Below are 19,250 nucleotides of genomic sequence, written 5' to 3'. Positions count from 1 at the left end.
TTTTATGCAAAAGTACATTTTTTTAAAACAACCCGAAAAATAATTAATCAAAAGTATATCTTTGCAGTTATTATTTTCAATAAAAAGTTAGTAATAGTCAAGTTGTTTTACAATATTTAAAAAATATTTTAAATTAAATTATATAATGAAAGATAAAATTGGAGTTAATGTTTTTGGATACATTAATGGTGAGTTCGGATTAGGCGAAGCAGTAAGATTGTTAATAAAAGCAATGCAAAGCGTAGATATTCCAGTTGCATTAATTAATTTTGATATAAAGACAAATCATCGTCACGAAGATAAAACTTTCGAAAACTTTAGTACAGAAGCTCCACATCCAATTAATTTAGTATTGCTAGGACCAGGTGAGGCAAGCTTACCTCTAACTTATTTTGAGAATTCAGAATTGTTTAAAAATAAATATAATATTTTTTATCTAAATTGGGAATCTGAATTTTTCCCTCAGGAATACGTTGATAATATTAGTTTTTTTGATGAAATTTGGGTTCCAGCAAAATATTGTCAAAAAGTAATTTCGAATGTCACCAAGATTCCTGTAAGTGTTATTCACTATCCGATTGAAATTGTAGTACCAGATACAATCGACAAGGAAGCCGAAAATTTTTATGATAAATCAAGCTTTAATTTTTTATTTATTTTCGATTACAATAGTACGCTCGAAAGAAAAAACCCTTTAAACTTAATTAAAGCATTTAAAAAAGCATTTGATAAGCAGGACAAATCAGTTTCGTTAACAATAAAAACCTCTAGAGCTACTAGATTTGCAAAAGAGAAATCAAAATTATTGGAGGAAATTGACGGATTTGAAAATATAAAAATTGTAGAAAAAATCTTTGAAAAAGATACTTTGCATAACATTATAAAAGGTTGTGATAGTTATGTTTCACTTCATCGTTCAGAAGGATTTGGACTAACAATGGCTGAAGCTATGTTTTTCTCGAAACCAGTTATAGCAACTGGTTATTCAGGAAACTTAGAATTTATGAATAATGAAAACAGTTTTTTAGTTAATTATAAAACCTGCACAGTAGATTCAAAAATCATTAATTATGACAAAAATACGATTTGGTCTGATCCTGATTTTGAGCACATGGCAGAATTAATGACAAGTGTAAAAGAAAATTCAGATACTATTAAAGAAATTGCAAATAAAGGTAATCAAACAATACTGAATGAGTTTTCAACTATAAAAATAGGGACTGAAATTAAAACTAAACTAGAGTCAATATTAGAATGTTTTAGGGTAGACCCAATCAAAAATGCTTATATCTCTGTTTATTTAGAAAATAGAAAACTAACGAATGAACTTCGTATTGTTTATAAAAGCAAGTTAATTACTACTATATTAGATATTAAATTATACTTTAGAAATAGAAAATTAAAACGTAAAAATAAAAAGTAATGATATTGCTAAAATATTGGTATAAGTACACAAATAAAAATAAATATAGGGACATTAAGGAGCAAATGCTCCTAAAACGTAAAAAATCTCAATTATTACCATCGTTTACTTATAAATTAGACGAAATATCAGGTTATATCAAAAACGAAAAAGTTTTAAATTTTAAACATTCTGGGCATATTGGAGATATTATATATGCACTTCCAGTTATTAAAGAATTATCTAAAACGCATATTTGTAATTTATTTATTCAGGTAAATAAACCTATCGATAAGCATGCATATAAACATACGGCGGGTAATGTATTTATTAATAAAGCTATTTATGATAAATTAACTCCACTTTTGAAAAGTGTCGAATATATTTCAGAGGTTAATATTTTAGAAAATCAAAAAATACATATTGATTTCGATTTATTTAGAGAGTTCCCATTTGATTTAAATTTTATTTCATTTAGATGGTTCTTTCATTTAACTGGAATTCAGACTGATTTATCAGAACCATTTTTAAAAATAGAACCACACCCATCAATAAAGAATAAAATTGTAATAGTTAGAAGTTTTCGTGTACGTAATCCATTTGTAGATTACAGTTTTTTAGCTAAATTTGATAACTTACTTTTCATTGGTCTGAAAGATGAATACGAAGACTTAAAAAAACTTGTTCCAAATTTAGAGTTTTATGACGTAAAAGATTTTTATGAAATGGCACAAATTATTAAATCGAGTAAAATTTTCATTGGAAATCAATCCTTTGCATATTCCCTTGCAGAAGCTATAAAAACCCCTAGGCTTCTTGAAGCATATTCGGATTTTCCTGTTGTGCATCCAATTGGTAAAAATGCGTATGATTTTTATTTTCAGTTACACTTTGAACAATTATTCAACAAACTGAACACACTATAATCCAAAAATCTTAATAACCCAATTATCTAAAGTATATTGGTAATAAATTTCATCAGAAAGCGGTTTATAATTAGTATCAAAAAAAGCCTTGTCAAAAATATAATTTTCGTTTTCTAATACTAAAATATTATTTGGGTTATAAAAATTATAACCAACAATGTTTTTGTTATTTGTGATTAGTTTTTTCTGAAAAGCCATTGCCTCAAAAACTCTAAAGCTAAGCCCTGATTGGTTATCTCTAACTAAATCGAGTATGGCTTGTGTTTGAGAATATAGCTCTTTCAAATCATTTTGTTCGATCCGATTTCTCCTTAGTTCAATTCCTGAGATTGTGGGTGAGAAAATATTTTTAAATTTATATAAACTGGTTTTTTTTCCTACTATTATAAATTTATAGCTCACTTTTATTTTGTCAAAAGCTTGTTTTAACAACATTACTTTTTCTAATCTATTGTCAAAAGAAGCAATATATAAAACCTGATTTTTAATCGAAAGAGTATCGGTTATGGCTTGCTTTTCGAGGTAATTGTAATTTGTAGTTTCTTTAAAACCATATTTTACCACATCACCTTTATCGAATGAATATATTTCATCAAAAATACCATTTAGCAAATGTTCGACAGGACATCTATCAACGCTGTCATACAAATAAGCTAAGTATTTCTTAGTAAATTTTTTTATTTTATGATGATATTCTAAACTAATTACTTCAGGATTTATAACTAGAATTTGGTCTTGAAAACCTTTTTTCTCAAGCATTTCGATAATATATTCCTGACGTTTCTGAATTTTAGGATTCTTACCAAGAATTACTTTGCTAAATGTGTTTAAAATTCGTGTACCAATATTTTTGTGTTTAAAACCACCAATTTTTATGTGAAAAGCGTGAATTCCTTTCTCATTTAGTTTATCTACAATGTGTTTATCGTAGTTCCAATGATCAAAACTAATAATGCAAATTTTTTGAGACATTTTCAAATTTTATAACCTAACAAAGGTATTAATATTTTTATTCAATTATTTTTTTGAAATCAGAATATTAAAAATTTAAATTTAACCTATTTTTGTTATTCAAAATATATTTATGGATAAAGCATTGCACGATATTATTAACAACTTCGATTCCTTAGGGAGCGATTTTGTAGTTGGTAAACGTAATAAAATAAAAATTATACCATACAATAACATGTTTTTAAATGTAAAACGGTTTAAAAACCCAATTTTTATAAACGGAATTATTTATAAATTTTTCAGAAAATCGAAAGCAGAACGCTCCTATAACAATGCTAAAATTTTAATCGAAAAAGGTATTGGAACACCTAATCCTATTGGTTTTTATGAAAACAAACCTGCTTTTAGACTTTTAGATAGCTATTATATTTGCGAACATTTACAGCCTGATTATGTTTTTAAGGATTTTTTTGAAAAACATTTTGATGATTTGGAAAATATATTGCAACAATTTGCACATTTTTGTTTTAAAATGCACGAAAATGGTATCGAATTTCTAGATCATTCTCCCGGAAATACACTCATAAAAAAAGTTAATGATAATAAATACGAATTTTATCTAGTCGATTTAAATAGAATGAAATTTCACAAAGAAATGGATTTTAAAACCAGAATGAAGAATTTAAACCGCATAACTCCAAGTGAAGTGATGATAAAAATGATAAGTTTCGAATATGCAAAATTATATGGTAAGACAGAAGAAGAAACCTTTGCATTAATGTGGAAATACACTTCGAAGTTTTACGAAAAATCAGAAAAAAAGAGTCAATTAAAGAAAAAATTCGGAATTAAATAAGCCTACTTCAGTGAGTACATTTTTTAAACATTCTTTTTTTACCAATAAAAAATATATTATAACAATATGGCTTGTTATTACAATTATTTCTGCTGTAAAACAGTTTCTTATTGGTAATTATAATAATTACAAAATCTTTAAAGGTGTATATTTTCACACTATAAATAAACTGCCTTTATATACAGAATATCCTTCAGAATATTTTGATCATAATCATTACGGACCAGTTTTTAGCCTAATAATTGCTCCGTTTGCTGTGCTTCCGGATTATATAGGAATGGTTTTGTGGGGAGTTTTTAATGCTGTAATTTTAGTATGGGCAATCACACAATTACCACTAAAACAGATTCAAATTACGGCCATTTTATGGATTTGTCTTCATGAGTTTCTAACTGCATTATTAGGTTTACAGTTCAATCCGTTAATGACTGCAATCATCATATTATCATTTGTTTATATTGATAAAGAGAAAGTATTTTGGGCAGCTATGTTTATAGTTTTAGGCATTTTTGTTAAATTGTATGGAGTTGTTGGACTAGCATTTTTCTTTTTCACAAAGGATAAAATTAAGTTTATAGCATCATTAGTTTTCTGGAGCATTGTACTTTTTGTTTTACCAATGCTTATTTCTTCTCCAGAATATATCATTCAAACTTATATCGAATGGTTTGATCGTTTGGTTGTTAAAAATACCGAAAACACAGGACTAAATTCATATCAAGATATTTGTTTAATGGGAATGGTAAGAAGAATTATGCAAGATAGCACCATCTCAAACTTACCTTTTTTGCTTAGCGGAATTGTATTATTTGGTTTGCAATACTTGAGAATAAAGCAATATAAAGAAAAAGGATTCAGATTAATGATGCTAGCTTCGGTATTAATATTTACTGTTATTTTTAGTACAGGATCTGAATCGCCAACCTATATTATTGCATTTGTTGGTGTTGCTATTTGGTTCGTCATTCAACCAAAACCAATTTCAAAATTTTATATTGTCTTATTTGTTTTGGCAATAATTCTAACGAGTTTATCTCCATCGGATTTAATGCCTAAATTTCTAAGAGAAAATTATATTCGTCCATTCGCATTAAAGGCATTACCTTGTGTGCTTATTTGGATAGCAATTATCTATGAAATGCTTACAAAAAAGTTTAATAATTACAATACTTTATCTAATTGATGGTAAATAAATTAAAGAAAATAGCCATTGTAATTCCTTCTTTTAATGAGGAAACAAATATCGAAATAATGGTAAATACTTTGCATGAAGTGATGCGAAAATTACCTTATGAGTATCGTCTTGTTTTTGTTGATGATGGAAGTAGCGATAAAAGTTTACAAAAATTAGAAACATTATCTAAAGCTGATGATCGATTATTTTTTGCAGCCTTATCTAGAAATTTCGGGCATCAAAATGCATTAAAAGCTGGAGTAGATTTAGTAAAAGACTATTCAGACGCAGTAATAACAATGGATGGCGATATGCAACATCCGCCAGCATTAATTCCTGAACTCATTAAGAAATGGGAGGAAGGTTACGATGTAGTTTATACTATTCGTGATGAAGAGAAAGCACTTTCTTATTTTAAAAAGAAGACTTCAAAATGGTTTTATACTATTATGAATAAATTATCTGAGGTAGAATTTGAACCAGGAACTGCTGATTTTAGATTGATTGACAAAAAAGTAGTCGCTGTTTTTTCGGATTTTTCTGAAAATGAATTGTTTATACGTGGCATTATAAGCTGGATAGGTTTTAATCAGTACGCTTTAAATTATAAACCACACGCAAGATTTTCTGGAAAAAGTAAATATACTATAGGAAAAATGCTTCGTTTCGCTTTACAAGGGATAACTTCCTTTAGTACAAGGCCGTTGCATATTGCTATTTTTCTTGGAGTTGGACTAACGGTATTAGCCTTTCTTTTCTTTATGATCTATGTAGTTTATAGTTTGTATTTTGGTCACGTTATATCTGGTTGGGCATCACTATTAAGTACCGTTGTGTTTTTTGGAGGTTTAAATTTGATTGTTCTAGGAATAATAGGAATTTATATCGGCAAACTGTTCATTCAATCTAAAGGAAGACCTAATTATTTAATCAAAGAAACAAATTTCAAATAATGATTTTATTAAGTTTTGATATCGAAGAATTTGATATGCCTTTCGAATATGGTAAAAAAATCTCTTTCGATGAGCAAATAGCCATTTCTATTCAAGGGACAATTGCGATTTTAGATTTATTACAAAAACACGATGTCAAATCTACTTTTTTTAGCACAGTAACTTTTGCAATAAATGCACCTGATGTTATAAAGCGTATTATTGCCGAAGGTCACGAAATGGCTTCGCATAGTTATTATCATAGCGATTTTAAAGTAGAACATTTGTTAGAATCGAGATTGAAACTTGAAGAAATAACCAATACGAAAGTAATAGGTTACCGCATGCCAAGAATGTATCCTGTCGATGAAAAAGAAATTTTTAAAGCAGGTTATTTGTATAATTCTTCTATAAATCCAACTTATTTGCCAGGAAGATACAATCATCTTGATAAACCAAGAACATATTTTAAACAAGAAGGAGTTTGGCAAATTCCAGCATCTGTAAGTCCAATAATTCGTTTTCCTTTGTTCTGGTTGTCATTTCATAATTTACCATTGTGGTTGTACCAATTTTTAGTAAAATGGACTATTAAAAAAGATAATTATCTAAATATCTATTTTCATCCTTGGGAATTTACCAATCTAAAACAACCTGAGAAGTTTGGTTTTCCTGGTTATGTTTCAAAAAATAGTGGAAAGCAAATGATAGCAAGATTTGATAAAATGTTGTTTTGGATGAATGAAAAGAATTATAAATTTGGAACTTTCAAAGATTTCTTAGCTACGATATAATGATGCAAAATATTTCAGTATTTATAATTGCTTACAACGAAGAAAAAATTATAGCTCAATGTCTTGAAAAACTGACTTGGGCAAGCGAAATTATTGTTGTCGATTCTGGAAGTACAGATAAAACGATTGAAATTTGTGAGAAACACGGAGCCAAAGTGATTTACAATAATTTTGAAAATTTTGGTAAACAAAAACAATTTGCATTAAACCAAACCACAAATAATTGGGTTTTGTCACTTGATGCTGATGAAGTTTTGTCTGATGAATTAATATTGGAAATTAAAAATATCGATTTTTCTAAAGAATATAACGGCTATTTAATTCCTCGAACACATGTTTTTTTGCATAAAATTTTTAAGTTTGGAAGTGAAAACAAAAAACCAATCCTTCGATTTTTTAATAAGCAATACGGAAAGTTTATCGAAAATAAAGTGCATGAAGTAATAGAAGTGCAAGGAAAAATAGGGATTCTAAAAAATGAGATGCTACATTATACAGTTTTTGATATTTCGACAGCGATACAAAAACAAGTTAAATATTCACTTTTAAGTGGCGAATTTTTGTATGAAAAAGGAAAAAAAGCTTCATTAGCTAAAGTAATTGTCAAATTTCCATTCGATTTTATTCGATTTTACTTCCTGCAAAGAAATTTTTTAAACGGGTATCAAGGCTTTATTTGGAGTATGTTATCCGCTTTTGGAAGCTTTGTAAAGTATGCGAAATTGTATGATTTACATCAGAATAAAGATTTGTAACATTTCATGATTTCTTTTGCAATCACATCATCATTAAATTTCTGAACAAACTCGAAACCTTTATCTGAAATCTCATTTCTTAAAGATTCATTACTTAAAAGCTTTTCGATTTGAATTTTTAAATCCGCTGCATTTTCAGGATTTATATAAACAGAATTAAGTCCGCCAGCTTCCGGAAATACACCAGAATTCGTAGTAATAACTGGCGTTTTAGAAAATAAAGCTTCAATAATTGGAATTCCAAATCCTTCAAAAATCGATGGATACACAAAAACAGTCGCTAGTTGATATGTAATGGCTAATTCTTTGCTCGACAAACCTTGCAAGAAAACAACTTTTTCTTCTAAATTATTTTCTTTTATAAAGGTTTTTATTTTTTCGGAATAAGCGGTTTGTTTTCCTATTAAAACTAATTTGGTATCAATATCTTTAATGGCTTTTACAATCGTTAGCGCATTTTTTCGTTCTTCAATTGTACCCACATTTAATATAAATTCTTTGGGTAAATTATATTTTAGCGCCACCTCATTTTTTTCTTCGGCCGAATAATTTTGCTTAAAATTAGCTTGACAACCTTGATAAACGACTTTTATTTTAGCAGCAGGAATTTTAAGATAAGTGATAATATCAGCTTTGGTTTGTTCACTAATTGCTATAACTAAATCAGCATTTTTTGCCGATTTTTTAAATTTAAAATAATGTATTTTCCTGTCAAAAAAAGAATATAAGTGTGGATACCGCATGAAAATTAAATCATGAATGGTAACCACACTTTTTTGGTTTTTATTTTTCAATCCTGAAGGAATTTCACCTGATAATCCATGAAAAATCTCAATTTTATCGGTTTCTAAATCAGTAATAATTCCTTTTTGACGCCACAAATTATAATATTTTTTATAAAATGGGGTAGAAGGTAATTTTTCAAAAATAATCGATGAATTGGTATTAAAAAGTGTTTCCTTACTTTTTTTAGGATTGTAAAGAAAATAACTGTTTTCAGGATAATAAGTAGCTATAATTCGCACCAAATCTCGGCTATAATTGCCCAGACCAGTTTTGTTATGAAAAACCCTTTTTGCTTCGTATCCTATGTTCATTTATTTAATATCAAAATCAATAACAATGGCAATATCAAAAATCAATTTTAAAAATGTATCAATTATAATGTCATTTTCTTTTTTTTAATCTAAAATCTGCGATCTAAAATCTGAAATTACACCGCTACATCATATTCACGAAGAGCATCATTCAATGAAGTTTTTAAATCTGTCGATGGTTTTCTAGTACCAATAATCAATGCACAAGGAACTTGAAACTCTCCAGCAGAAAATTTCTTAGTATAACTACCAGGAATTACTACAGATCTTGCGGGAACATATCCTTTTCTTTCGATAGGAGTATCGCCAGTAACATCGATAATTTTTGTTGAAGCAGTTAGGCAAACATTGGCACCTAGAACAGCTTCTTTTCCTACATGAACACCTTCAACCACGATACAACGAGAACCAATAAAAGCACCATCTTCAATAATAACTGGAGCGGCTTGCAAAGGTTCTAAAACACCACCAATTCCTACTCCGCCAGATAAATGTACATTTTTACCTATTTGTGCGCAACTTCCTACGGTTGCCCAAGTATCGACCATCGTACCTTCATCTACGTAAGCACCAATGTTTACATAACTTGGCATCAAAATCACACCTCTAGAAATATAAGCACCATGACGCGCTACAGCGTGAGGAACCACACGAATTCCTTTTTCGGCATAACCACGTTTCAACGGAATTTTATCATGATATTCGAAAATACCCACTTCAAAAGTTTCCATTTTTTGAATAGGGAAGTACATCACCACAGCTTTTTTAACCCATTCGTTTACTTGCCATGAACTTGTACTGAGCGAAGTCGAAGTATCATCTTTTGGTTCCGCCACACGTAAAGTTCCAGCATCAAGTAAATCAATAACTTCTCTAATCGCATTTGTAGTCGTTTCTTCTTGTAATAAAGCACGGTTTTCCCAAGCTTGCTCTATTATGGTTTGTAAGTTTGTCATTTTTTATAAATTTTTTAAAGGATTTCCTTTTAGTTTAAGATATTTTTCTCCGATTAATTTCGCCCCACTTATATTCAAATGGCTGATATCTTTATAGACAATATTATTATTTATTGCGATTTCACATTTTCCATCTTTGCACATGACATCATTTAAATCGATTACAAGTACTGAAGGGAATTTTCTTTTTATTTCATAAACTATATAATTGTATGGTCTAGGAGTACATTGTATTGAAAAATCGGTTTCAGAAAAATAAACGGATTTTCCTGTTTTTAATAATTTAGCTTTGTGCAAATTCATCTCAGACATAGGTCTTAAGCAATCAAGGAGCACAATTTTTTTATTCAAATTTACTAAACTTTCTATAGTTTTTACAATCGATTGGTGGTTTTTACTTTTGGGATTTGTTACCATTTCCCAATTGGCTGCGATATAAATAGTTTTAAATTTTTTAGCGTATTCAAGTCTTCTTTGCGCATATTCTGGTGGGAAAAATGGAGTCCCATCGTCATTTAAAGTATTTAAAAGTGGATTTGCAGGCGCAGTACTATCATGAATGTATAATCCAGCATCTTTTGCCAGTACATCGAGAAAAGCAACCGAATGATTTGCAAATGAATCCCCAATAAATAATCCGTCTAGCGTATCTTTTTCTACGCCTAAAAAACACTCTTTACAATTTCCAACTTTATAGGTATAGTAACATTCCGACCTTACTTTATTTGCAAAATTTGTTTTAGGATCAAATTCTGATAATTCAGGAAAACGTTCGGGAAAACCATCTTTAGAATCTATAACACCATAAATTCCTGTTATTAATAACAAAGAAGGTAAAAAACCAAAAAGCATTGTTTTCTTAAAATCATATTTAAAATTTATTCTAAAAGGTTGTTCGATACATCGCCAAGAAAAATATGACAATCCAAATATTACGACTAACGAAACGATTCTTACAACTCCTTCTAAATTGATGCCTAAATACTTAATAAATATAAATAAAGGCCAGTGCCACAAATACATAGAATAAGAAAGTAAGCCAACTAAAACTAAAAATTTGTTTTGTAAAACGGTATTTATAATACCTTTAGTATCTGTGTTTTTCCCTGTAAAAATAAGTATGGCAGTTCCTAAACAAGGCCAAAAAGCATTCATTCCAGGAAATATACTCGACTTATCTAATAAATAGGCTGGTACTAAAATTAAGAACAAACCCGCAATTGAAATCAAATGATTTTTACCTTTAGAAAACTCAGGTAATTTGTCCCAAAACATTGCCAAACAACCACCAATAGCCAGTTCGAAAATACGAGCAGGTAATAAAAAATAAGCCATATTCGGATTAGTATCCGTTAGATATACAGATAAAATAATTCCAAATATTAAAAATGAAAAGACAAAAATTAGTCTTTTTTGTAAGTTCATTTTTTTATGTAAAAAGAGTAAGGAGATTGGCCATAAAAAATAAAATTGTTCTTCGACCGAAAGCGACCAAGTATGCAAAAACGGAATCAGATCAGCATTCTCGGCAAAATACTCTCCTTGATTTATCCATAAATAAAAATTATTTGTAGATAACATGGTCTGAATTAATGTTCTACCATAGGATTCGAAATTATCAGCAAACAAAAATAAATAAGCAGGAATAGTTGTTACAAGCATTATAAAAACCAAAACAGGAATAATTCTGCGAATACGACGCAAGTAAAATTGCTTAAAAGAGAATGTGTTTTCGCTCATTTCCTTGTCGATAGTTAACGTAATCAAGAAACCAGAAAGTACAAAAAATACGTCAACGCCTATATAACCGCCAGTAACAAAAGGAAAACCAGCATGAAACAAGATAACGAGCAAAACCGCAATTGCTCGTAAACCGTCTATATCTGGGCGATAAGAAAAATTAAATTTCATTTTTTATAATTTTTTCAAAGGGTTTCCTTTCAATTTGATGTATTGTTTTGCTATCAATTCAGCACCACTTGTATTTAAATGATTAAAATTTCTGTAAACGATTGTGTTGTCTATTTCTAAACCACATTTTCCATCTTTACACATGGCATCATTCAAATCGATAATTAAAATAGATGGGAATTGACGTTTCATTTCGTACACAATATAGCTATTTGGTCTTGGCTTGAAAGGAATTGAAAAATCTCTTTCCGAAAAATATACTTTTCTGCCCGTTTTTAATAATTTTAGTTTGTGCAAATTCGTTTCGGTTGTGGCTCTAAGACAATCAAAAATCACTACTTTTTTTCCTAGTTTTACTAATTCGCCCACCGTTTTTACTATAGATTGATAGTTTTTACTATCTGGTGTAGATTGTTCGTCCCAGTTTGCAGCAATAAAAATAGTTTTAAATTTTTTAGCATATTCCAGCCTTTCGGTAGCGTATTCGGTCGAATTTGTTGGCGAACCATCTTCGTTCAAATTATTTAAAACAGGATAACCACCAGCGGCACTGTCGTGCAAGTATAATCCAGCATCTTTTGCGAGAATATCAAGAAAAGCGGCAGTATGATTTCCAAAAGAATCGCCTATTAACATTCCGTCTAGCGTATCTTTTTTAATACCAAGAAAACACTCTTCACAATTTCCAACTTTAAATTTGTCGAAACATGCTGCTCTAACTTTATTAGGATAATTAGCTTTTGGATTAAATTCTGAAAGCTCTATAAAACGTTCTGGAAAACCATCTTTGGCATCTATAATTGCATAGATTCCTGATATTAATAATAAAGAAGGTAAAAATCCGTACAACATCGTTTTCTTAAAATCATATTTGAAATTTATTCTAAAAGGTTGTTCGATAAATCGCCAAGAAAAATAAGACAATCCAAATATTACGACTAATGAAATAATTCTTATAATACCATCTAAATTGATACCCAAATATTTAATAAATATAAATAACGGCCAGTGCCATAAATACATAGAGTAAGAAAGTAAACCAATTAACACCAAAAATTTGTTTTGTAAAAACGTGTTTACAATACCTTTAGTATCTGTATTTTTCCCTGTAAAAATAAGCATCGCTGTTCCCAAACAAGGCCAAAAAGCATTCATTCCGGGAAAAATACTCGATTTGTTTAATATATAAGCAGGAACTACAATTAAGAACAAACCTACAATTGATATTAAATGGTTTGTTGTTTTAGAAAATTCTGGTAATTTATCCCAAAACATAGCCAGACAAGCACCAATCGCTAATTCGAAAATACGAGCAGGTAACAAAAAATACGCCATTCCTGGATTAGTATCAGTTAAATAAACAGATAGAATAATTCCAAAAACTAAAAACAAAAAGACAAAAAGTAGTCTTTTTTGTAAGTTCAAATATTTATGAAAAAAAAGTAAAGATATCGGCCATAAAAAATAAAATTGTTCTTCGACAGATAACGACCAAGTGTGCAAAAATGGAATCAAATCAGAGTTTTCAGCAAAATAATCCCTTTGAGTAATCCACAAATGAAAATTATTTGTCGATAACATTGTGTGTAATAAAGTTCTCGAGTAAGACTCGAAATTATCTGCAAATAAAAATAAATAAGCAGGAATAGTCGTAACGAGCATTACAAAAACTAAAACAGGAATAATTCGACGAATACGACGCAAGTAAAATTGCTTAAAAGAGAATTTATTCTCGTTCATTTCCTTGTCGATAGTCAAAGTAATAAGGAAACCGGAAAGCACAAAAAACACGTCAACACCTATATAACCGCCCGAAACGAAAGAAAAATCAGCATGAAAAAAGATAACCAGCAAAACCGCAATCGCTCGTAAACCGTCTATATCAGGGCGATAAGAAAAATTCAACTTCATTAATAGGATATTTCCAACAAAGATAACTTTTTTTGGCAATTTCAAAAGTCAAAAAATAATGATAGAAAGCAAATTGATTCTGTTTTTTTAAATTAAATATCTATTATTTATGAAAAAAAAAATTTAATTTATCTTTTTTTATTAAATTTTTATTAAATTTAAATCCCACCTTAAATCTATAACCATGAAGAATTTTAAACTAGCTTTTATTATTACATTTCTTTTTGCTTTACACTCAAATAAAGCTGTTGCTCAGGACAATAATAGAAAAGAGGAAATGATTGAACAAATGAAAATGGCAAAAGAACGTTTGTCACTTTCTGAACAACAAGAATTTACTTTTCGAGAAATAATTAAGAAACACGCAACAAAACAAAAAGAAATAAAAAATAGTGATAGTAGTAAGCGAGATAAGTTTAAAAAACTGAAAGAAATTAAAGAAGCAAAAGATGCTGAAATGAAATCATTTCTTACGGTGGAACAATATAATACCTATCTACAGATGCAAGAGGAGCGCAAAGCCCAAATGAAAGATAGAAAAAGAGAATAGTATTCTGTTAAATTAAATGTAGTTTTATAGAAAATTAATCTTATTTTAATGAAAGCTGATATTAACAAAATAAACGCTTCCGAATCCGATTATTTATACACAAATCCTTCCCAAATTACTAATTCAGGAACAGGATTGTATACCGCTATAACGATTTATAAAGACGAAATAATAGCTATTTATAAAGGAAAAATTTTAAACAAAAACGAAGCCAAAGCTAAAGCTGATAAAGGAAAAGATAAATATTTTATAAATCTCCTTGACGGAACTATTTTAGATTCGATTACTATAAAATGTTTTGCAAAATATGCGAATGATGCAACGGGTTTTTCTAAATCGGATTTCAAAAATAACGCTAAAATTGGTTTAGATGAAAACGAAAATGTTTGCTTAATCGCTACCAGGAAAATAAAACAAGGCGAAGAAGTATTTTGTAACTATGGAAAGCGTTATTGGAATAAACACAAATAAAATATCAAAATTATTACAGTGATCATTTAATTCTTTATTATAAATGAATCTGTGATAAAAATTTAGAATTTAGGATCCAATCTTTGTAACTTTGTGACTTTACAATACGTATAAATGAACTTCCAAGTACAATCGGATTACAAACCCAAAGGAGATCAACCCCAAGCAATCGAAAAACTTTCGAAAGGGATTCTTGATGAAGAAAAATATCAAACTTTATTAGGTGTTACAGGTTCTGGGAAAACATTTACGGTAGCAAATGTGATTCAAGAAGTGCAAAGACCAACTTTAGTTTTGGCACACAATAAAACGCTGGCAGCGCAATTATACTCAGAATTCAAACAATTTTTCTCGAATAATGCCGTAGAATATTTTGTTTCCTATTACGATTATTACCAACCCGAAGCCTTTATGCCTGTTACAGGCGTTTTTATTGAGAAAGATTTATCTATCAATGAAGAATTAGAAAAAATGCGAATGAGTACCGTTTCGTCTTTACTTTCCGGACGGCGTGATATTATTGTGATTTCTTCGGTTTCTTGCTTGTACGGAATTGGAAATCCCGTAGAATTTCAAAAAAATGTCATTCCAATAGAAAAAGGTCAAATCATTTCAAGAACCAAATTATTGCATCAGCTTGTGCAAAGTTTGTATTCTCGAACCGAAATGGATTTTAATCCTGGAAATTTCCGTATCAAAGGAGATACTGTAGACGTTTATCCAAGTTATGCTGATGACGCATTTAGAATTCACTTTTTTGGTGATGAAATTGAAGAAATTGAAAGTTTTGATGTTAAAACGACTCAAGTCATTGAAAAATTTGAAAAACTGACCATTTATCCTGCAAATATGTTTGTGACTTCGCCCGATGTTTTACAAAATGCTATTTGGGAAATTCAGCAAGATTTGGTTAAACAAGTCGATTATTTTAAGGAAATTGGCAAACATCTCGAAGCAAAAAGATTAGAAGAGCGAACCAATTTCGATTTAGAAATGATTCGAGAATTAGGTTATTGCTCTGGGATCGAAAATTACTCTCGTTACCTTGATGGAAGATTGTCTGGAACAAGGCCTTTTTGCTTGTTAGATTATTTCCCAAAAGATTATCTGATGGTTGTTGACGAAAGCCACGTAACACTTTCTCAAGTTCATGCCATGTATGGTGGCGACCGTTCTCGTAAAGAAAATTTAGTTGAATATGGTTTTCGGTTACCCGCAGCCATGGACAATCGCCCTTTAAAATTTGATGAATTCGAATCGATGCAAAACCAAGTAATTTATGTTTCGGCAACTCCAGCCGATTACGAATTACAAAAAACCGATGGTGTTGTCGTCGAGCAAGTTATTCGCCCAACAGGATTGTTAGATCCAATTATAGAAATTCGTCCGAGTTTAAACCAGATTGATGACTTAATAGAAGAAATACAAGTTCGTGCAGAAATCGACGAACGTGTTTTAGTTACTACCTTAACCAAAAGAATGGCCGAAGAATTGGCTAAATATCTAACAAAAGTTAATATTCGTTGTCGTTACATTCATTCTGAAGTAGATACACTAGAACGAATTGAAATTATGCAAGATTTACGAAAAGGAATTTTCGATGTTTTAATTGGAGTCAACTTACTTCGTGAAGGATTAGATTTACCCGAAGTTTCATTAGTAGCTATTCTCGATGCTGACAAAGAAGGTTTTTTAAGAAGTCATCGCTCATTAACCCAAACAATAGGTCGTGCCGCTAGAAATTTGAACGGAAAAGCAATTATGTATGCCGATAAAATTACTGCCAGTATGCAAAAAACGATTGATGAAACCAATTATCGTCGAGAGAAACAAATCAAATTTAATATTGAAAATAATGTCGTTCCAATGGCATTAAACAAAAAAATAGAATCTGCTTTTACCAAAAATTCTTTGGTAGATTTCGAATTGGGTTATACTTCTGGAAATATGGCTGCTGAGCCAGAAACCGAATATTTAAGCAAGCCTGAAATCGAAAAACGCATTCGGGAAAAACGAAAAGCGATGGAAAAAGCGGCCAAAGATTTAGATTTTATGCACGCGGCGAGGCTGCGAGATGAGATTAAAGCTTTACAGGAAAAAATCTAATTCAATTGCTCCTGAAAAGCGCAAATTAATTTCTCGGGAGCAATCATTTGTTTAGGAGAATCTTCCATCAGTTTTAGAATTCGTTTCATGGCAAAAGGATTTAATCCCATCGTAATTCCCATTTCGTGAATTGCTATTTTTTCTCTTTTGTGTAAAACTCCATCGCAATGCATGAGCAATGCCAATCTGTAAAAATGGATTATTCTGTTAAACTCGTCTTTAATAATTACATTCTCATTCCTTTTATTAAATAACTCTAAAAAGGTTTCTTTCTCAATTTCTAATTCTTCAGAAATTAAAAGTAAAAAATCGTATTCTCTATCGTGCAATTCGCCATCAATAACTGCAAAAGCAATCATTTCAGATATTAAACTTATTTTTTCTTGATGAGAGTTCATAACTATATAGTGGCTAAAAATTCTTGAAAATAAGATACGGGTTTCAAGTCGATCAATTCGTTTCTATGTTTATCAAAAAAAGTATAATCTAAATCATCAATCGTAGTAATAGAGCTGAAAATTTCAGGTAATTTCCCTTGTTGTTTTTTATACACAAATCCCAATCCGTGGTCTGTGTTAAGAACAAAAGCAGATAATTCAGGATGGTTTTTTCTAATGTAAACGATAGTTTTCCAAACATCACCATTCCAAATGTTTTTCCAATCTTTATGATTTTGTAAATCTTTACGTGCATCATCAATAGAATGAGCAGTATAAGCCGCTAATTCGTCAAGAGGATTACAATCATGCAAAACTATAATCCCTTTTTCGTCCAGATGTTTTAAAGTATTTAAAGTGTCTTGTAACGATTGCTTATAAGTATGAAGACCGTCGATAAAAGTTAAATCGAGTTTATTTTCTGACAAAAGAATTTTATTTTTAGCAAAAAAATCATCACTAGTAACTTCAAAATATTGGTTTTTGAAATTAGCCGAATTTTTAATTCCAGCTTTCAACTTTTTCCATAAATTAAAATTAAAAAAAGGATCTACGGCAAATCTATTTTTAGGGCCAACAATATTAAAAAGGCATTTTCCTCTATTGACGCCTATTTCTAGATAATTTTCAACATTTTTCTTCTTAATTATAGCATTCAAAACTTCTATTCGTGTCATCTCAGTTCTTATTTTAATTTTTTATAAAAGTAATGCAAATATAAACAAATCCAAATATTCCTTTTCTTGTCCTTACATTTGAATTTAGTCCAATATAATAATTACCTTTGAAAAATAAATAGATAAAGATGACAAATAACGATATTTTCAAAAAATTACGTGTTGCACTAATGTTGCGTGATGATCAAATAGTAGAAATATTAGAATTAGTAGATTTTAGAATTTCAAAATCAGAAATTGGTGCTTTTTTTCGTGATGAAAAGCATGAAAATTATGTAGAATGCGGTGATCAGATTTTACGTAATTTTCTCAACGGATTGGTTATACACTTGCGTGGAACCAAAGAAAACCCTAAAAATCCAAAAGATGTTTTAGCAAAACACAAAGCTGAAATTCCTGCGAGAACTTCAGAAAAACCTAAAACGGAGTTTAAACCTAAAACCGATTTTAAGAAAAAACCTGCTTCAAAAAACAAAAAACCAGAGACAAAAGTTCAGGTTATAGAGAAAGTAAGGTTTAATAATGGTAAGGCTAAAAAATAATAATTGTTATTGATTAATATAAAAATAAAAATCCCGTATCGTTTTTTGGAACGATGCGGGATCTTTTATTTAAAGATAAGTTGATTACTCAGGTCTAAACTTTACAATAAAAGTATATTGCTTGCCTGGCGTCATGGCTTCTCTAGCAATTATTTTGTAGTTCAATTGCGAAATGATATGATTTTTGAAAATAATATTGTCTGTACCCACTTGCAATACAATCAGTTCATTATCTGAGTTTACCATTGCAGTAAATTTAATTCTCACAGCTTTTTCGAACTCATCGTTGATGTTTAATGGCCCTAATAATTTAGAAATTTCTTTTATTGCTTTTGGATAATCATCGACCGGATTTACCTCTTTTGCCGAAACAAAAGTTACATTCATAATTACAACAACAAATAACAAAATTAACTTTTTCATGATTTTTTTCTTTTTAGATTACATGTCAAAATTAAGAAATAAATAAAGCTAAAAAATTGTTTACCAATTACTTAACCTATATTTAAAATTGACTGATATAAGAAAAAAGCTTAAATAAAAATTCATTAAAAAAAAACATAAATACTTAACAGACTCTTATGTTTTGAGTGTTTAAATTACATTTCACATAATTTCATCAAAATGAAGTTGGAAACATTAAATTAAAACATATTAATAAAATCTTAAAACTTTACATTGTAGTAATAAAAAAACCTCAGCATTAGACTGCCCCCAAAAAGTTAGACACTATTTGGGGGTATTTTTATGGAAAGAAAAGTCAAATATGATTATACATTTAAACTCGAATGTGTAAAATTAG

19 protein-coding genes are annotated in these 19,250 nt (G+C 29.6%); 11 read left to right on the top strand and 8 right to left on the bottom strand.

What is annotated here, in order from left to right; all coding sequences use genetic code 11:
- Window positions 1-145: 145 nt before the first annotated feature.
- Entirely contained in the window at window positions 146-1,423 is a 1,278-nt protein-coding gene (locus ACH2BP_RS11000) for a glycosyltransferase (RefSeq protein WP_395059841.1), read from the top strand.
- The gene (locus ACH2BP_RS10995; protein ID WP_395059839.1) at window positions 1,423-2,328 is read left to right on the top strand and encodes a hypothetical protein; all 906 of its coding nucleotides are present in this window, start codon (window positions 1,423-1,425) and stop codon (window positions 2,326-2,328) included. The genes ACH2BP_RS11000 and ACH2BP_RS10995 overlap by 1 nt, the downstream gene beginning before the upstream one ends.
- On the opposite strand, the gene ACH2BP_RS10990 is transcribed toward ACH2BP_RS10995, so the two are convergent.
- Complete coding sequence (locus tag ACH2BP_RS10990; RefSeq protein ID WP_395059837.1) at window positions 2,323-3,300, bottom strand: hypothetical protein; 978 nt, start codon at window positions 3,298-3,300, stop codon at window positions 2,323-2,325. The two genes, ACH2BP_RS10995 and ACH2BP_RS10990, sit on opposite strands and share 6 nt — an antisense overlap.
- Window positions 3,301-3,412: 112 nt before the next feature.
- On the opposite strand from ACH2BP_RS10990, the gene ACH2BP_RS10985 reads away from it, so the two are divergent.
- From ACH2BP_RS10985 to ACH2BP_RS10965, 5 genes are read left to right on the top strand one after another with little or no spacing between them, the layout of a single operon-like run.
- Window positions 3,413-4,135: a lipopolysaccharide kinase InaA family protein gene (locus ACH2BP_RS10985; protein ID WP_395059835.1), complete on the top strand. Its 723-nt coding sequence runs from the start codon at window positions 3,413-3,415 to the stop codon at window positions 4,133-4,135.
- Between the two features lie 10 nt (window positions 4,136-4,145).
- Complete coding sequence (locus ACH2BP_RS10980; protein ID WP_395059833.1) at window positions 4,146-5,318, top strand: glycosyltransferase family 87 protein; 1,173 nt, start codon at window positions 4,146-4,148, stop codon at window positions 5,316-5,318.
- Window positions 5,318-6,262, top strand: coding sequence for a glycosyltransferase family 2 protein (locus tag ACH2BP_RS10975; protein ID WP_395059831.1), 945 nt, complete (start codon window positions 5,318-5,320; stop codon window positions 6,260-6,262). The genes ACH2BP_RS10980 and ACH2BP_RS10975 overlap by 1 nt, the downstream gene beginning before the upstream one ends.
- The gene (locus tag ACH2BP_RS10970; protein ID WP_395059829.1) at window positions 6,262-7,035 is read left to right on the top strand and encodes a polysaccharide deacetylase family protein; all 774 of its coding nucleotides are present in this window, start codon (window positions 6,262-6,264) and stop codon (window positions 7,033-7,035) included. Before ACH2BP_RS10975 ends, ACH2BP_RS10970 begins: the two co-directional genes overlap by 1 nt.
- The gene (locus tag ACH2BP_RS10965) at window positions 7,035-7,790 is read left to right on the top strand and encodes a glycosyltransferase family 2 protein (protein ID WP_395059827.1); all 756 of its coding nucleotides are present in this window, start codon (window positions 7,035-7,037) and stop codon (window positions 7,788-7,790) included. The genes ACH2BP_RS10970 and ACH2BP_RS10965 overlap by 1 nt, the downstream gene beginning before the upstream one ends.
- On the opposite strand, the gene ACH2BP_RS10960 is transcribed toward ACH2BP_RS10965, so the two are convergent.
- The 4 genes from ACH2BP_RS10960 to ACH2BP_RS10945 form a co-directional block, all read right to left on the bottom strand.
- Window positions 7,772-8,887 carry a glycosyltransferase family 4 protein gene (locus ACH2BP_RS10960; RefSeq protein ID WP_395059825.1) on the bottom strand — a complete coding sequence of 372 codons (1,116 nt, stop codon included), beginning with the start codon at window positions 8,885-8,887 and terminating at the stop codon, window positions 7,772-7,774. The two genes, ACH2BP_RS10965 and ACH2BP_RS10960, sit on opposite strands and share 19 nt — an antisense overlap.
- Before the next feature lie 116 nt (window positions 8,888-9,003).
- Window positions 9,004-9,843 (bottom strand): 2,3,4,5-tetrahydropyridine-2,6-dicarboxylate N-succinyltransferase, encoded by an 840-nt coding sequence (locus ACH2BP_RS10955; RefSeq protein WP_395059823.1) that lies wholly within the window; start codon window positions 9,841-9,843, stop codon window positions 9,004-9,006.
- A gap of 3 nt (window positions 9,844-9,846) precedes the next feature.
- Complete coding sequence (locus tag ACH2BP_RS10950) at window positions 9,847-11,754, bottom strand: acyltransferase family protein (RefSeq protein ID WP_395059822.1); 1,908 nt, start codon at window positions 11,752-11,754, stop codon at window positions 9,847-9,849.
- Between the two features lie 3 nt (window positions 11,755-11,757).
- A complete protein-coding gene (locus ACH2BP_RS10945; RefSeq protein ID WP_395059820.1) occupies window positions 11,758-13,665 on the bottom strand; it encodes an acyltransferase family protein in 1,908 nt (635 codons plus the stop codon).
- A gap of 184 nt (window positions 13,666-13,849) precedes the next feature.
- Between ACH2BP_RS10945 and ACH2BP_RS10940 the strand changes: the two genes are divergently transcribed.
- The 3 genes from ACH2BP_RS10940 (at window position 13,850) to uvrB (ending at window position 16,792) form a co-directional block, all read left to right on the top strand.
- Window positions 13,850-14,215, top strand: a complete 366-nt coding sequence (locus tag ACH2BP_RS10940) for a hypothetical protein (RefSeq protein WP_395059818.1) — start codon at window positions 13,850-13,852, stop codon at window positions 14,213-14,215.
- 48 nt (window positions 14,216-14,263) lie between these two features.
- Window positions 14,264-14,686, top strand: coding sequence for an SET domain-containing protein-lysine N-methyltransferase (locus ACH2BP_RS10935; RefSeq protein ID WP_395059816.1), 423 nt, complete (start codon window positions 14,264-14,266; stop codon window positions 14,684-14,686).
- 114 nt (window positions 14,687-14,800) lie between these two features.
- Window positions 14,801-16,792, top strand: a complete 1,992-nt coding sequence (gene uvrB, locus ACH2BP_RS10930) for an excinuclease ABC subunit UvrB (RefSeq protein ID WP_395059814.1) — start codon at window positions 14,801-14,803, stop codon at window positions 16,790-16,792.
- On the opposite strand, the gene ACH2BP_RS10925 is transcribed toward uvrB, so the two are convergent.
- Entirely contained in the window at window positions 16,789-17,190 is a 402-nt protein-coding gene (locus tag ACH2BP_RS10925; protein WP_395059812.1) for an excinuclease ABC subunit B, read from the bottom strand. The two genes, uvrB and ACH2BP_RS10925, sit on opposite strands and share 4 nt — an antisense overlap.
- A 2-nt stretch (window positions 17,191-17,192) precedes the next feature.
- Complete coding sequence (locus tag ACH2BP_RS10920; protein WP_395059810.1) at window positions 17,193-17,906, bottom strand: class I SAM-dependent methyltransferase; 714 nt, start codon at window positions 17,904-17,906, stop codon at window positions 17,193-17,195.
- A 128-nt stretch (window positions 17,907-18,034) separates the two neighbouring features.
- Between ACH2BP_RS10920 and ACH2BP_RS10915 the strand changes: the two genes are divergently transcribed.
- On the top strand, window positions 18,035-18,448 hold the full coding sequence (locus ACH2BP_RS10915) for a DUF1456 family protein (RefSeq protein ID WP_395059808.1): 414 nt from the start codon (window positions 18,035-18,037) through the stop codon (window positions 18,446-18,448).
- Between the two features lie 84 nt (window positions 18,449-18,532).
- On the opposite strand, the gene ACH2BP_RS10910 is transcribed toward ACH2BP_RS10915, so the two are convergent.
- Complete coding sequence (locus ACH2BP_RS10910; RefSeq protein ID WP_395059806.1) at window positions 18,533-18,871, bottom strand: hypothetical protein; 339 nt, start codon at window positions 18,869-18,871, stop codon at window positions 18,533-18,535.
- Between the last annotated feature and the right edge of the window lie 379 nt (window positions 18,872-19,250).

It is taken from the genome of Flavobacterium sp. (assembly GCF_043756175.1).
Taxonomy (GTDB): Bacteria; Bacteroidota; Bacteroidia; order Flavobacteriales; family Flavobacteriaceae; genus Flavobacterium.
This window is presented reverse-complemented; position numbering and strand designations above follow the sequence as displayed.